Genomic DNA, 15,469 nt, shown 5'->3' with positions numbered 1-15,469 from the left:
GCGCTTGCTCCCCTTTTCCTTTATGCGTCTTCCTCGTCCTGCATAATCGCGCTGCGCCCGCCGTCCATCACAATCGTTGTCCCGGCAATAAATCCGGCTTTATCGCTGGATAAAAACAGGCAAAGATCGCCAACTTCTTCTGAGCGACCAATACGCCCAACCGGGTGCTTTTTGATGGTTTTCTCGCGTGCCATTTTCCCATCAGCATGCGAGTCGAACCACACCTGGTTGCCATCGGTATCGATAAAGCCAGGTGCGATACCCACAGTGCGGATTTCTGGCCCCCATTCGATAGTCAGGCTTTGCACCAGCGACAACAGCGCCCGCTTGCTGATGTTGTAGGGCGCACAGCCTGGCATGGTGGAGAAGGCATGGTTAGAGGTAATCACAATGATCACCCCTTTGGATTTGCGCAGCGCCGGGCGGGCACATTTCGCCAGGTACCAATGGGATCGCAGATTCAAATCGAAGTTATGCGCCCAATCACTCTCTTCGCAGTCGATACCTTTGAATACATTTTTCCCGGCGTTAGACACCACGACATCAATGCGGCCAAAAAGCTTTTCGGCGTCGTTAACAAACTGCTTAATCGACTCGGTTTTCGTCACATCCACAGAGTAATAAAAATAATGCTCCGGGTTTTCTGCCAGCATCTTTTGCGCGTTTGCTGCTTTTTCAAGGGCTGAAAAAGCGCAACCAATAACGATATCACCGTTATCTAAATAGCTTTGTGCAATCGCCTGGCCGATCCCCTGACTGGTTCCGGTAACAATTACAACACGAGCAGATTGTTGGATCTTCATAATAAGTCCCTGATGAAATTATCGATAAGCTGATGATCCTCTGGCGAAAGCGGCCAGCCAGGCTTGCGGCAATAATCCGTTGCGATAATCCCACGCTTCATCAGGATCGTTTTTTCTACCTGAATGATGTATTCGCAGTGGCTCATCCAGCGTTGGATGTACGGTAATAACGCGCTGTGTAAGGCTTCGGCCTGCTGCTGTTCACCGTTGAGCCAGTGGCGATAAATACGCACATAGACCTCAGTAAACGAACAACCTGGCATCACACCTTTGCCGCCAGCGGCCAGCATTTGCAGCATGTACAAACCGGCATAACCATTGAGCACACTGGCTTGCGGGGCTTTCTGGAGAAACTCACGGGTGTAATCCACCGGCGGATTGCATTCAATTTTGAACACCGCGTGCGGGTAACGCGCGGCGACAGCCGCCAGTTGCTCAGGCGTTATGGATAAACCTGTTTCACCCGGGGCGTACTGGACCATTACCGGGATATCGACCGCTTCCAGCACCGCAAAGATATGATCCTGAATCGCCTGCGGGTTAGGTTGCAGGAAGAACGGCGGCAGCAACATCAACGCATCAACGCCGAGGCTTGCATAATAACGGGCGCGTTTTACCGCCATCTCGGTACTGTGGTCCGTCACGGACATCGCGCCATAGAGCGAACTGCCTGCCAGCGTCGAGACAAACATCTGCGCCAGACGATCGCGTTCCTGATCGCTCAGTTTAGGAAACTCGCTGGCGATGCCAAACAGCGTGGTGCCTTGTGCGCCTGTATCGGTGAGATGTTCCAGTAAACGAACAAAACTCACCTCATCAATCTCGCCCTCTTTGGTGAACGGCATGGCAACAATAGGGTTTACCCCGACGATATTCGTCGCGCTATAGCGCTGAGTCATCAGTCTTCCTCCCGGTCAGCCAGCACGGCACCCTGTGCGGCGGGTAGTGCCCAACGGCGATACAAACGCAGGAAGCCGCGTGGCACTTCTTTATCTACCGGTTTCCAGTGCTCGCGACGGGTTGCCAGTTCGGTTTCTGAAACGTGCAATGTCAGCGTGCGGGTTGGGATATTTATAGAGATTTCATCGCCATCTTCTACCAGACCCAATTCGCCACCATCCACCGCTTCCGGTGAAATATGGCCGACGAACAGACCACGGTTGGAGCCTGAGAAACGCCCGTCAGTAATCAACGCACAAGTGTCAGAAAGCCCCATACCTTCAAGCGATTTCATGGGCTTGTACATCTCTGGCATTCCCGGCCCGCCTTTCGGCCCTTCATAACGCAGCACCAGCACGCTACCCGGCTGGATTTGGCCGGACATGATGGCTTCCACAGATTCCTGCTCACTGTTAAACACCACCGCAGGGCCACGGAACACCATCAGGTTTTCCGGTACAGCGGCTGGTTTTACCACGCATCCGAGTGGCGACAGATTGCCGTGTAGCACGGCAACACCAGCCTCGTTACGCACGGGAATGGCTAATGTATGGATGACTTCCGGACGGCAACTCCGGGTTGCTTCGGTCAGCAACTCGGCTTTGGTTTTTCCGGCCACGGTCAGCGCATTCAGATCCATCAATTTGCTGATTTCATATTCGACCGCTTGCACACCACCGGCTTCCCAGAAGTCGATCATGTCGTGTTCGGAGGCCGGATAAAGCGAGGCAACCAATGGCACCTGATGGCTTAACTCATCAAAAGCAGACAGCGGCAAATGGCCCAGCTCTGCTTCATAATAAATTGCCTGTAAGTGCAGAATTGCGTTGGTCGAACCGCCCGTAGCCAGCAAATAAATCATCGCATTGCGGATGGATTCAGCGGTAATAATCTGGCGTGCATTAACGCCATCCAATACCAGTTTGACGGCCTGACGACCGGTTTCCACAGCACATTCGCGGCGCTCTTTTGAGATAGCAGGCAGCGTACTGCTACCCGGTAAACTCATGCCCAGCACTTCGCCGATACAACACATGGTGTTCGCGGTGCCATACATGGTGCAGGAACCAGGGCCGGGTTCGGCGATATTTTCAATGTGGGCGAACTCTTCTTCGCTGATTTCACCGCGCATTTTCCAACCAATGGCTTCGGTAACGATATTGCCGTCCCAGTGTTTGCCTTTGTATTCAGCCGGGTACATTGGGCCGCCGTTGACCATAATCGCCGGAATATCCAGGCGTGCCGCGGCCATTAACATCGCCGGAACGATTTTGTCGCACGAGCCGAGTAACACCATGCCGTCAAAGCGGTGGGCGCGCATCATCACTTCAATCGACGCGGTAATCACTTCGCGGGCAGCGAGGATGTAACGCATCCCCAGATGCCCTTCAGCAATGCCGTCACACGGTGCGATGGTGCCAAACACCATTCCGACACCACCTGCCTCATCAATGCCTTCGAGCACTTTGGCGGTCAGTTCATTCAGGTTTGCATGTCCTGCTGTCGCATTGGTGTAGCTGTTCACTACGGCGATTACAGGCTTACGCAGTTGTTCATCGGTATGACCCATTGATTTGTACAGCGCACGTTTCAGTGCGCCATCGTCACCTTCAAGAATCGGGTTGAAATGCGTGCCACAACTGGCACATCCGCCACCGCCACATCCACTCATAGTTTCTATCTCTTCTAAACGTTGCGATTAATAGTCGCGTTGATATGTTGGGCAGCATCAAGCTGCTCACCGCTCTGTTCGGGTACAGCGATAACTTTCTTCGGATTCGCCAGCCGTGCTGGCAGGGCGAGAATGAGTGGCGCACACAGCAGCAAGAAGGCCGCGAGGATATATAAGCCCGTGTCGGTGCGCCCGGTGGTGTCTTTCAGCCAGCCCAATACTGTCGGGCCAAAGAATCCTGCCAGGTTGCCGATGGAGTTGACGAAGGCGATACCTGCGGCTGCGGCTGTGCCGGAAAGAAGGGCGCCAGGCAGGCTGATGTAGGTTGGAATCAATGCCAGGGTGCCGGACATCGCCACGCAAATCCACGCCATCATCCAGAAGGTGGATCCGCTGCAATAAGCACTGAGCGCCAGGCCCACGCAGCCAATCATGGCGGGAATGGCAATATGCCAACGGCGTTCTTGTTTCAGGTCAGAGTGGCGACTGTTCCACACCATAAAACAGGCACCGAAGACATACGGCAGTGCCGCGAGCAGGCCGATATGGAAATCGTCGCTGACGCCTGAGGATTTGATGATCGACGGCAGCCAGAAGTTGATGCCGTAGTAACCGATGTTGAAGCTAAAGAACACCACCGCCAGCAGCCAGACGTAGCCGTTTTTCAACATCCCTTTCACGCTGCTATCCACTTTGCCCTGGTTGGCACGTGCACGATTGGCGGCATCTTTTGCCAGATCGTTAATGACGACCTGTTTTTCGGCATCGCTTAACCATTTCGCTGACTTCACATCGTTATCGAGATAACGCAGCACCACAAAAGCGAGCAGGAAAGAGGGGATCGCTTCAACCAGGAATAGCCACTGCCAGTTGTGCAAGCTGCCGACGCCCTCGAAAAGTTTGAGGATCAGGCCAGAAAGCGGGCTGCCGATAATGGTCGAAAGCGGCGTGACCAGAATAAACAGACCGAGCGTGCGAGCGGAGCGCCACGACGGGAACCACAGCGTGAGATAGAACACGATGCCAGGGAAGAAACCGGCCTCTGCCACACCGAGTAAAAAACGCACTATGTAAAACTGCGTCGGCGTGGTGACAAACATCATGCCAGCCGAAAGTACCGCCCAGGTTGCCATAATGCGGGCAATCCAGAAACGCGGCCCGAAACGTTGCATCAGCAGGTTGCTCGGCATCTCAAACAGGAAGTAACCGATAAAGAAGATGCCCGCACCCAGCCCATACACGGTATCGCTAAAATTTAGCGCATCCTGCATGTGTAGTTTTGCGAAGCCAACATTCACGCGGTCCAGATAGGCGAAGAAGTAACACAAGATCAAAAACGGGATCAGGCGTCGCGTTATCTTGCTGTAGACCTTTGATTCTTCCACCGCAGCGGTGGGGTTGTTGCCCAGAGTTTTCTGCATTTTGTCTGCTCCAGAGGTTCGATTTATTGTTATTTCGCCGCGGCGGTATCCGGGCGTATTCCCTTGAAAATTTGCTGACCGATAAGGCGCAGCGGCGCGCCACGCATCAGGTTGCCTTCAATGTTTTCGAGGGAAATGTTTTTGGTTTCAGGCACAAAGAGGATCGTCAGCACAATGCAGACGATATTCATCACGCCGTAAAGCCAGAAGGTATTTGGGCTGCCGATGGTGTCGATGAGTGTCAGGAAGGTCGCGCCAATAATCATATTGGCAATCCAGTTCGCCATCGTTGAACAGGTGACACCAAAATCACGTCCGGCCAGCGGCTGAATTTCGGAACACAGCACCCAAATCAGTGGGCCTGCGCTCATGGCAAAACCGACGATGAAAATAAGCAGGACGATAACGGCGGCGTACTGCTCCGTTGGGTTAGAGATCCCGCTATGGAACATATAACCGAGAATACCCATGCAGATGGCCATGCCGGAAAAGCCCAGTTTGAGGATGGGTTTACGGCCCCAACGGTCAACCAGTGCGATGGCGATAAACGTGGCAAGCACGTTAGTCAGCCCGGCGATGACGGTTCCCCACATTTGTTCGTGAGTCGTGGAGAAACCAGCAATTTCGAAGATCTTAGGTGCGTAATACATGATGACTGTCATGCCAGTGAACTGCTGCATGAACTGTAATAACACGCCAAGATAGGTTGAGCGGCGGAAGTGAGAGTTGTGCCGAAAGAGCTGCCAGCCGCGCTGTTTCATCTTCACGCTTTCACGAATCTGATTAAGCTCGTCCTGGGCTTCTTTATTGGAATTACGCAGCAGTTTGAGGACTTTTCCCGCCAGTTCGTGCTTGTCTTTCATTGCCAGCCAGCGCGGGCTTTCCGGAAGCGTTAACACGCCGACAAACAAAATAATGGCCGGGAAGGTGATAACGCCGAGCATCCAACGCCAGTGGCCGCCTTCACTTAGGGCGGTATCAGACAAGAACGCCGCCAGAATGCCGATGGTTATCATCAGTTGATAGAGGGAAATCATGCTGCCACGAATACGTTCTGGCGCAATTTCTGAAAGATAGAGTGGGGCAGTAAAAGAGGCGACACCCACGGCCAGGCCAAGGATGAAGCGAGAAATGCTGAGGACTTCCATATTGTGTGCAACAGCACAGCCAATAGAGCCAATAACAAAGAGCACGGCACCTAACAGAAGACTCTTTTTGCGCCCTAAAGAAGAGGACATCGGGCCGCTACACAACGCGCCGAGTGCTGCACCGAACATCATAATACTGACAACCATTTCCTGATGGTGGCTGCTTAAACCAAACTCTTTGGCGATAAACGGCAGCGCACCAGCAATCACCCCCATATCCAGACCAAACAGCAATCCAGCGAGGGCGGCAAGAAAGCAAACGAGTATCGTCTGCCGATTAGTTTTTGTAGGGTTCATAGGTAAGGCCTTTATATTTTTTAGAATTTAAATTGATGGCTCAGAGAGCCAGTCAGTGTTGTTTCTATTTTTATCAGGCCGCCATCAACGGCTTTTGGATGGGGAAGCCCGCAGCTTGCGGAAGTGACATAAAGATCTGAAAGTGTTGATCCGCCGAAAGTGCAGCAGCTCGGCTGGCTTACGGGAAGATCAAAGCGATCAACCTCCTGCAATTCAGCGCCACTGATTTGGTAGCGTGTAAGGCAATGCTCGCCCCAGTTGCTATTAATTAATTGGCGTTGAGTCGTCAGCGTTGAGCCATCAGGGATCCCGCTGACTGGATATTCCTGCTGTATGTTCAGGCTGTCTGCCTGGAATGTGGCACGGTAAAAAGTGTGGTGTAGTGAGTCGGCAAACCAGATGTCGTCATCTACCCATTGCAGGGTGTTCGGCACCAGCAGGTTTCCAGTTAAATGCTGCACGTCATCTGACTTACCGTTTAGCCGATACCAACTGCCAATCGCGCGTTTAGCCTGTGGATCCATGCTGCTAAACCACAGTGAACCATCTGGAGCAATTGCCGCTTCATTGGGGCGCGTGCCTTGTGCATTCGCCGGATAAGCACAGAAAAATTCAAGGTGTTGGTGGGCGTAGTCGTACAACGCGATACCTTGCTGGCTGACCACCAGAAAACACTCGGCGAGTTCTGTCAGCAGCACCGCGCTGGTGAAAGGCGGCATGGCATGAATTTCTATGCGCCCATCTTCATCAGGCCAGTAGCGCAGCAGGCGTTGCTGTAAAATATCGACCCACAGCAATGACTGGCTGCGAGCACACCACATCGGGGTTTCACCGAGTTCGGCGCGATAGTCGCCAATGATTTGCAGGCTACTGCTGATGAAGGTGGCCATGGTTTATTCTGCGCACTCGCGCCAGGCTTGCTGATATGCCTGTGCCCGTTCACGTAATACAGCCATGCTCATACCTGCCTGATACAACCCGCCGCCGAGGCCAAAACCGTTGGCGCCTGCCTGAATATAGCTACGCATTTGCGCGGCATCCGCTTGAATGCCACCCACTGGCAAGCAGGCCATCACTGGTGGAATCACTGCGCGGAATGCTTTGGTGATGGCCGGTGAAATATGTTCGGCGGGGAAAAGTTTGAGTGCGCTGGCGCCCGCGTTCATTGCGCTAAATGCCTCGCTGGGTGTCATAACGCCAGGCAGGCTGACTAAGCCCAGCTGGCGCGTGTGGCGGATGACCTCCGGGCAGCAGTTTGGCGAGATGATCAACTGCCCGCCGCATTCGGCCACCGCGGTGACTTGCTCAACCGTGAGCACTGTTCCCGCACCCACATAGCCACGTTTACCCACCACATCGCGCATCAGGCTGATAGATTCCAGCGGTGACGGGCTGTTGAGCGGCACTTCCAGGTAGCGAAAACCGCATTCGAGCAAGATCTCTGCGGCTTGCGTTGCCTCAGCTGGGGTGATACCACGCAGGATAGCGACCAGCGGTAATGGCTCTTTTTGCCACTGGGCAATGAAACTTTCCGGGCTCATGATTTATTTCCTTGAAGCAGAGGAAGGAGTTGCCACAGGCCATGAACAAAGCAGTCATCGCCATTGACCGGTGAGAGTTCAAGATTCATCTGGCTTGCAGCAAGCTGGTAGCGGGCGGTTAATGATGGGCTGCCCACCACCCAGGTGTGTTGCCCGCCAGGGATCGCCTGTAATTCGTAGCCGATGGTTAAGCCCGACAAATAGCTGTGTATATGGGCGTCACTTATTTCGCCTGCGAGGCGGCGGGTGCGCGCGGAGAAGATCAAATGAGTAAATGGCGCGCCCTCGCCTGTTGTTTTCACGCCGAGCAAGAAGGCTTGCTGGGAATCTTGTTGTTCCGGCAACGCCCGGCCAAGAATCGAGTGCTGGGTGAGGAGTGAGAAAACTTCACCAGTCATAAAGGTGGAGAACGAGACAATCTCACCATTGCGCATTGCCGCGTGTTTGCTGTGTGTGCCGGGGAGCAGCGCGATATGGCGGCTTGCAGGATAAAGTGCCGCCAGCCCCAAAAGTTGCACTTCTTCCCCGCGCATCACATCCGGCTGGCCAAATTGGCTCATGCCATGAGCGCCGGGAATAATCCACGCCGGGCTGCCCCACGGGGTTTGAAACGCCAGCGTGCGCGATGCCAGATCCCCGGCGCTGCACGGCAGTTCTGCGTAAGGCACTTCGTGCCAGCCTTGCTGTGAGCCAACCATCCCCGCCATGACGACGGGCAATGCTCCATGCTGCTCAAGCCACGGTTGCAGTAAGGTTTGCAGCGTGCTGGCAAATTGCCCTTGTTCAATGGACAACAACCCGCAGGCTTGATTGATTTGGGAGACTTGTACACTTCCCTGCATCAAAAATGCCCGGAAATTAGTCGTGCCCCAGTCGATGGCGATCCAATTGTTTTTCATTTCAAGTAATACAAACCATGTAATCTTGTAATACAAGAATGCTAGAGCAAAAAACACCCACAATCTGTGAGAGAGATCGAAATTACATCAGGAGAGGATCAAATAATGTGGTCGAACATTTCCGGACGATCTTGCCAGATGCGTTTTTTGGCCGCATTGAGCAAAATATCGCGCATTTTCAGGCGGGCGTTATCGACCTGCTTCAGGCGAATTGCATCGAATAACTGGTAGTGCTCATCGACGGCGGCTTTGGTCTGACGCACATCTTTTTCGAGGGTTTGTTTAAACGACAGCGCCATGGCCGCAGAAAGCGCGTTGCCGAGGGCTAAAAGAAAAGGGTTATGCGTGGCGCGTAATAATGCATGGTGAAATGCCAGATCGCCTTCTTCAAATAAGGCTTTTTGCGCTTCAACCTGGCCTTTACGCATCAACTGGAGTGCGTCTTCCATCGCTGCCAGATCGTGTCCGTTAGCGTTTAATGCCGCGAGTGTTGCCACATTTGGCTCGAAAATCAGGCGTGTCACAATCAGTTGTTCAACCAGTTTCAGGTCGAGTTCACCTTCGGCAAGCCACCCCAGAACGTCAATATCCAGCAGGCTCCACTGTTCACGATTATTTACCGTGCTGCGTTTTTTGGCCTGAATGGAGATAAGCCCCTTTGCCGCCAGAACCTGCAGGGCGTTGCGCACTGAAGTACGGGAAACTTCATATTCCACGGCCAGTTCGTTTTCACCAGGTAAAGAAAGTCCCGGCGCGAGATCGCCATGCATGATACGGCGTGCAAGATGCTGGGTGACAGATTCTGAAATATTTGTCTGTGGGACTTTCATTACACTTTCTCGGTCGGGTCTGAACATGGAAATGAGCTACATAGTAAGCTAATCGCATCGTAATCGCACCGTATGTCCTTAAAAGATAAGAGAGCAACGTATGAGCAGAACTCCAATCATTCTCGACACAGACCCAGGTATCGACGACGCGGTCGCCATTGCCGCAGCACTCTTCGCACCACAGCTGGATTTAAAGCTCCTGACCACGGTTGCCGGGAATGTCAGCGTCGAGAAAACCACGCGTAATGCCCTGCAACTGATGCACTTCTGGCGCAAGGATATTCCTGTTGCTCAAGGGGCCGCCACGCCACTGGTGCGTAAATTGCGCGATGCGGCCTACGTGCACGGCGAGTCCGGAATGGAAGGTTATGCGTTTGTCGACCACCAACGCCAGCCGCTGGATAAACCCGCTTTTCAGGCGATTTATGAATGCTTACTCCAAAGCACTGAAGCGATTACGCTGGTGGCAATCGGCCCGCTCACCAATATCGCGCTGCTATTAACGCAATACCCTGACTGCAAAGCGAAAATCAAACGGCTGGTTATCATGGGTGGCTCGGCCGGGCGCGGTAATTTCACGCCAAACGCTGAATTTAATATTGCGATCGATCCGGAAGCCGCAGCACGCGTATTCGAAAGTGGGCTGGAGATTGTCATGTGTGGCCTCGACGTGACTAATCAGGCTCTGCTTAGCCCGAAATATCTGGCGACCCTTTCTGAGCTCAACCAAACCGGCAAAATGTTACACGCTCTATTTAGTCACTACCGCAGCGGCAGCATGGCTACTGGCTTACGAATGCATGACCTTTGTGCGATAGCCTGGCTGGTAAAACCGGAATTATTCCGCACTCAGCCCTGTTTTGTGGCCGTAGAAACTCGTGGTGAATTTACCGCAGGCACTACGGTTGTGGATATTGAAGAGCGTTATCAGCGTGAGCCAAACGCACAAGTGGCGTTGGATCTGGATGTCGAAGGTTTTCAGGCGTGGGTGGCAGAAGTGCTGGCTCTGGCGCCTTAATTAACCAAAGGCGAGAGGTGGGCGCAAAAGCCAAAAAACACCCAACTTTTAGGTTGGGTGTTTGGTTTTAAGCTCAGAACCGATGCATGATTATAACTTCACTTTCATACAGTGACGCGAAAGTCGCATGGCAAGATCATCTACGCGTTAATCGGCGCACCAGCGCCATTTCACTGTGGCGGAAGGGAATGCCGTATTCGTCCAGCACATCGTGGAACCACAGATGCGCGTAATCCACGCCGCTTTTACGCACTGACGGCCAGGGGAGGGTGGTTTGCGTTTTGCCACGCACCAGGCCCCACTGATAACAGCCGACATTCAGGGCGGCAAACAGAGGCAGTTGTTCCTCCATCACGCAGCCGACATGGCGCGCCAGCCATTCGGTGCATAACACCGGGCGCTCGAACTTCTGCCAGAAACGCAGAACCTGGAGCATTTTCGGTGTGGCAAGATAGGCGTGGAAGCTCAGCACATCCGAAAGTTGAGCGGCGGCAATATCGATAGGATGGGCGAAATGCTCGCTTGCCGGTTGATCCAGATCTTGCGAGATATGCCACGCACCCACGGTGAGCGGCTGTAGCGGATCTTCGCCCCGCGCCCAGGCAAAAATCAGCGGCAGTAATTCCAGCGCAAAGCGTTCCAGTTTTTCATCAAACTGCGTTTCTTCGAGGCCGGTCGCAAATGTGCCGCGATTGCCGGGTTCGTTGTACAAATCCCAAATGGCGATACGCGAGTCGGTCCTGAAATGGCGCACAATGTCGCGCACATAGCGCTCAAGATCCGGCCACATATCACGGTTACAAACAATCTCACGCCCGGGGCTTGCCGCCGCCTGGCTGTTATGTTTGCCTGGTTCAGGGGCTTTTTGCGGCCCCAAAAAAGGTTCGTCGCCGGAAAAACCACAGTCGTCCATCAGTGTGAGCATCACTTTGATATTGTGGCGCTGCGCGATATTCAGAAACTGGTCGATGCGCGCCAGCAGGCCGTCGCGGTCGTGCCGCCAGACAATAAATGGCAGGTTGATACGCAACTGGTTGTAGCCAATTTCTTGTGCCCAACCCAACTCCTGTTCGATAGTTTCGGCATCGAAAGTTTCCCGCTGCCACAGTTCTGTCCAGTTAACAGCGCTGCGTGGCAGGTAGTTAAAACCGCAAATCCAGCCCTGATTGTTGTGCCACTCTGCGGCCTGCTGTTTGCTCCATTGCGTGCGCATGATGTGGCTCCTATGGCGATTCTGGCGTTAAAGCCGGTGCAGTTTTGCGCCCTGGCGTATTGCCCCAAACTTTGTCGTATTCATAACCGGTCAAATCTTTGATCACTTTGCGGGTTTCCAGATCGCAGTCTTCGAGCTTGCCACCGAGTTTCAGGCGTGCGACCTCTTTGATAAGCGTTTTATGGGATTCGCGTGTCAGTTTGAATTTGAAGGTCATATAGAAGCTGATTGCCAGGAGTGCCGCGGTGGCAAAGACCATCAGTCCGACTATCGCATGCAACGCTTCGATAGGTTGCTCACCCTGGCCTTTCACAAAACCACTTTCTTGCAGCACCACACCAATCAGCATAATGGCCAGCGCGACGGTGCTTTTACGCGTCAGCACCATGACGCCGGCAAATATGCCCTCGCGGCGTTTTTTGGTGACGATTTCATCCACATCGGGAATAAAGCTGTAGATATTCCACGGGATAAAATAAAGACCTGCACGTGAAAGGCCTAAAATGACAAACACAGCGGAGAACAATATCACTGAGACATTGATGTTGTTGATATAGGCGTAAAATAAGAAGGCTAAAACAGCGAAGATACAACTATAAGATAAACGTAACGCACCGGATGGCGTGAAATTTAATTTGCTCAGCAGCATCATGAAAACAAATGTTCCCGGAATAGAAACAAATGCTGCCACGCTTAAATAACCTGATACTGTTGCTGCATCCTGATGCAAGCCGTAAACCACATAATAAGTAAATACCGAACCGAAGACGTCCATTGCCGTAAACGAAGCAATGTAGATAATAATATGCTGGCGGAACATCTTGATTTTAAATGACGAGAAAAGATCTAACACCAGGTTTTTTAGATGGTGCCACAGGTTGCCGCTATTTGCCCCTTCAGGTTCGGGCTCAAACTCTTCACGCACATCTTTCGCTTCCCAGGTACACATCCAGGTGGTAAATACCGCGAGGCAAAAAATAGCAGAGAAAATTAACCCGGTGTAGGTGTAGGTCATAGAGTTATCTTTGCCGGTAAACTGCATAATCACGCCCGGAACCGAAACCGCCAGGAAGCCACCCAATTGTGAGCAGATCATCCGCACACCCGATAAACGGGCGCGTTCGCTGTAGCGGTTGGTCATTTCTGCGGCCAGTGTTTCCCACGGAACCAGCACCATCGCCGACAGCAATTCAATGGAAAGATAGGTGCCGAGGTAATACCAGTAGCCCATATCGGTGACCCAAAGCAGGGCGTATAAAAACATCAGCGGGGCGCTTAGCAGTAAAAAGAAGCGGCGGCGGCCAAACTTTTTACCCAGCCAGGTATTGGCGAAATTATCGGTGATATAACCCATAATCGGGCTTAATACCGCATCAATCACGCGGGCTATGGCAAATATTGAACCAGCTTCCAGTACCGATAATCCACAATAGGTGGTGTAGAAAAATAGCAGCCAGGTGCCAATAATGGCAAAGGCCCCACCACCAAATAAATCAGTAACACCATATCCTATGGCTGTTCCATAGCCGACTCTGCGTGCTGTAGGTTTCATATTATTCCTTTCTTTTATATCTAGGGTAGCAGTAAGAAAAGGCGTTAATTAGATAATGTCTATCCAGTTTCTGGTTATAGATGACTGGTAAATTGCTTCGACCATGCGCAGGGATGTTTCCGCCTGGTATATATCAACGTAATTATGATTGTCGGGTGTTTGTAATGAATGATAAAAATTATTGATTGCCTGCTGGTGACTGCTTCCCCAATAACACTTTTGGACTTCACGTGGTATTTCGTCGCAGGCCAATAGATTTTTCTCCTCACCAGCAATAAACCACAGATTATTGTGATGAAGTTGCAGCAGGCCTTCTTCGCAATGGATCTCAAGAAATAGCGGCGAGTCGGTGGTGTGGCAATTCGTCGCGTAAAAAATCCCTCGCGCCCCGTTGGCTAATTGCATATTCGCCATCGAGGTGTCCTCGGCTTGTGTGGCATTGCTGAGAAAACTGCTCTCCACCACGCCTTTTACCGACTCGACTCCGCCAGCAAACCACTGCATTAAATCCAGCGTATGAATCGCCTGATTGATGAGCAGGCTGCCGCCTTCTGTTGCAAAACTCCCGCGCCATGGGCTTTGGGCGTAGTAATCGTAAGAACGGCTCCAGGTTAGCACCGCTTTAATACTCAGCACTTTGCCGTAGGCATTGCTTTCCAGTAATTCTTTTATCTTCTGGCTGCTCGGATTCAGGCGGTTTTGATAGCAAACCCCTAGTTGCACGGTACCGGTTCTTAGCCGTGCTTTTATCTCCTTCACTTCACCTGGATTGAGCGCGACTGGCTTTTCTGTGAACACATGCTTTCCGGCGGCAAGGGCCGCAAGGATGATCTCTTTATGGGCGAAATGCGGTGTGCAAACGTGTACCACATCAATCTGCGCATCGCAGAGCATTTCGCGGTAATCGGCGTAATAACGGCAGCCATAGCGCTCGGCAAGCACCATGCCTTTTGTTGGATCGGTTTCAACAATCGCCCGTAGCTGGCAGGCGGGATTCGACTGAATGGCTTCGATGTGCAGGGTGTGAATGGCACCACACCCGACGACTGCGGCTTGCATCACCTTCATTACGCAACCCCGTTTGCCAGCATTTGCGCCCGCACACACAGCTCCGCAGCTTTAAAGGCATGGGCCTGCGTCATGGCATTTTCAGTACGATTCAGGCAATCGAGAATCAGCTCGCCAAAGAATGGGAAGCCGACTTTTCCGGCCACAGGATAGCGGAATTCACCCTCTTTATTGACCAGATACACCACGTCCTGTTCCTGGCGTGTGATGTCGACGTATTTGCGGATCTCAATATAACCTTCGGTGCCAAGCAGCGTCAGGCGGCCATCACCCCAGGTACTCAACCCTTGCGGCGTAAACCAGTCACAGCGGAAATAACCGCTGGCACCGTTTTCGCCTTTCAGCATCGCATCGCCGAAATCTTCAAATTCTGGATACTGCGGATGGGCAAAGTTCTGCGTTTGCGCGGCAACGACATGGGCTTCGCTATTGTCGGTATAAAACAGGAACTGTTCGATTTGATGGCTGCCAATGTCACAAAGAATGCCGCCGAAGCGTTTTTTAAAGTAAAACCAGTCGGGGCGGCCAGTACCTTCGCGGTGTGGTCCCATTCCCAGCGTCTGGATAACCCGGCCAATTGCGCCGTCGCGCACCAGTTGCCCGGCAAATACCGCGCTTTCAACATGCAAACGCTCGCTGTAATAGACTGCGTATTTGAGCCCGGTTTGTGCCACTTTCGCTTTCGCCGCCGCCAGCTGTTCAAGGGTGGTCAGCGGCGCTTTATCGGTGAAGTAATCTTTCCCGGCATCCATCACTTTTAGCCCAAGGGCGCAGCGCTCGGCAGGAATTCCAGCTCCGGCAACCAGCTTCACCGTGGGATCGTTGAGAATAGCCTCAAGCGTTGGGGCGACTTTTGCCTGCGGATACTGTTTCAGGAACTGTTCAATTTTCTGCGGCTCAGGATCGTAAACCCATTTCAGTGTCGCACCTGCTTCAACCAGGCCGTTGCACATGCCGTAGATATGGCCGTGATCGAGTGCGGCGGCGGCAAAAACAAAATCACCCGGCTGCACAACTGGCTGCGGTTTGCCTTTTGGCGCGTAATTCATACCGTCTTTGATGCTCATC

At 52.6% G+C, this 15,469-nt stretch carries 14 protein-coding genes; 1 reads left to right on the top strand and 13 read right to left on the bottom strand.

Features of this window, described 5'->3' with window-relative positions; genetic code table 11:
• Window positions 1–20 precede the first annotated feature (20 nt).
• The 9 genes from M975_RS15710 to M975_RS15670 all read right to left on the bottom strand — a co-directional run bounded on the left by M975_RS15710 (window position 21) and on the right by M975_RS15670 (window position 9,550).
• Window positions 21–803, bottom strand: a complete 783-nt coding sequence (locus M975_RS15710) for an SDR family NAD(P)-dependent oxidoreductase (protein ID WP_064560867.1) — start codon at window positions 801–803, stop codon at window positions 21–23.
• Window positions 800–1,702, bottom strand: a complete 903-nt coding sequence (locus M975_RS15705; RefSeq protein ID WP_064560866.1) for a dihydrodipicolinate synthase family protein — start codon at window positions 1,700–1,702, stop codon at window positions 800–802. The genes M975_RS15710 and M975_RS15705 overlap by 4 nt, the downstream gene beginning before the upstream one ends.
• A complete protein-coding gene (gene ilvD / locus M975_RS15700) occupies window positions 1,702–3,414 on the bottom strand; it encodes a dihydroxy-acid dehydratase (protein ID WP_064513792.1) in 1,713 nt (570 codons plus the stop codon). Before ilvD ends, M975_RS15705 begins: the two co-directional genes overlap by 1 nt.
• A gap of 14 nt (window positions 3,415–3,428) precedes the next feature.
• A complete protein-coding gene (locus M975_RS15695) occupies window positions 3,429–4,835 on the bottom strand; it encodes an MFS transporter (RefSeq protein WP_064560865.1) in 1,407 nt (468 codons plus the stop codon).
• 29 nt (window positions 4,836–4,864) lie between these two features.
• A complete protein-coding gene (locus M975_RS15690; protein WP_064560864.1) occupies window positions 4,865–6,280 on the bottom strand; it encodes a sugar porter family MFS transporter in 1,416 nt (471 codons plus the stop codon).
• A 20-nt stretch (window positions 6,281–6,300) separates the two neighbouring features.
• Window positions 6,301–7,170, bottom strand: coding sequence for an SMP-30/gluconolactonase/LRE family protein (locus M975_RS15685; protein ID WP_064560863.1), 870 nt, complete (start codon window positions 7,168–7,170; stop codon window positions 6,301–6,303).
• A 3-nt stretch (window positions 7,171–7,173) separates the two neighbouring features.
• Window positions 7,174–7,821: a 2-dehydro-3-deoxy-6-phosphogalactonate aldolase gene (locus tag M975_RS15680; protein ID WP_064560862.1), complete on the bottom strand. Its 648-nt coding sequence runs from the start codon at window positions 7,819–7,821 to the stop codon at window positions 7,174–7,176.
• Entirely contained in the window at window positions 7,818–8,720 is a 903-nt protein-coding gene (locus M975_RS15675) for a 2-dehydro-3-deoxygalactonokinase (protein WP_064560861.1), read from the bottom strand. The genes M975_RS15680 and M975_RS15675 overlap by 4 nt, the downstream gene beginning before the upstream one ends.
• Window positions 8,721–8,818: 98 nt before the next feature.
• Complete coding sequence (locus M975_RS15670) at window positions 8,819–9,550, bottom strand: FadR/GntR family transcriptional regulator (protein WP_064560860.1); 732 nt, start codon at window positions 9,548–9,550, stop codon at window positions 8,819–8,821.
• A 100-nt stretch (window positions 9,551–9,650) separates the two neighbouring features.
• Here M975_RS15670 and rihC point away from each other — a divergent pair, with 100 nt between their 5' ends.
• Complete coding sequence (gene rihC, locus M975_RS15665) at window positions 9,651–10,568, top strand: ribonucleoside hydrolase RihC (RefSeq protein WP_064560859.1); 918 nt, start codon at window positions 9,651–9,653, stop codon at window positions 10,566–10,568.
• 136 nt (window positions 10,569–10,704) lie between these two features.
• Here the strand turns inward: rihC and M975_RS15660 are convergent, their stop codons facing one another.
• The 4 genes from M975_RS15660 to M975_RS15645 are packed head-to-tail and all read right to left on the bottom strand — an operon-like array spanning window position 10,705 to window position 15,468.
• The gene (locus M975_RS15660; RefSeq protein ID WP_064560858.1) at window positions 10,705–11,781 is read right to left on the bottom strand and encodes a cellulase family glycosylhydrolase; all 1,077 of its coding nucleotides are present in this window, start codon (window positions 11,779–11,781) and stop codon (window positions 10,705–10,707) included.
• A gap of 10 nt (window positions 11,782–11,791) precedes the next feature.
• Window positions 11,792–13,333 (bottom strand): MFS transporter, encoded by a 1,542-nt coding sequence (locus M975_RS15655; RefSeq protein WP_064560857.1) that lies wholly within the window; start codon window positions 13,331–13,333, stop codon window positions 11,792–11,794.
• A 48-nt stretch (window positions 13,334–13,381) separates the two neighbouring features.
• Complete coding sequence (locus M975_RS15650; RefSeq protein WP_064560856.1) at window positions 13,382–14,401, bottom strand: Gfo/Idh/MocA family protein; 1,020 nt, start codon at window positions 14,399–14,401, stop codon at window positions 13,382–13,384.
• Entirely contained in the window at window positions 14,401–15,468 is a 1,068-nt protein-coding gene (locus M975_RS15645; protein ID WP_064560855.1) for a Gfo/Idh/MocA family protein, read from the bottom strand. Before M975_RS15645 ends, M975_RS15650 begins: the two co-directional genes overlap by 1 nt.
• Between the last annotated feature and the right edge of the window lies 1 nt (window position 15,469).

The sequence above is a fragment of the Buttiauxella brennerae ATCC 51605 genome, assembly GCF_001654925.1.
Taxonomy (GTDB): domain Bacteria; phylum Pseudomonadota; class Gammaproteobacteria; order Enterobacterales; family Enterobacteriaceae; genus Buttiauxella; species Buttiauxella brennerae.
Note: the sequence above shows the minus strand (reverse complement) of the source record. Positions and strands in the feature narration are given on the sequence as shown.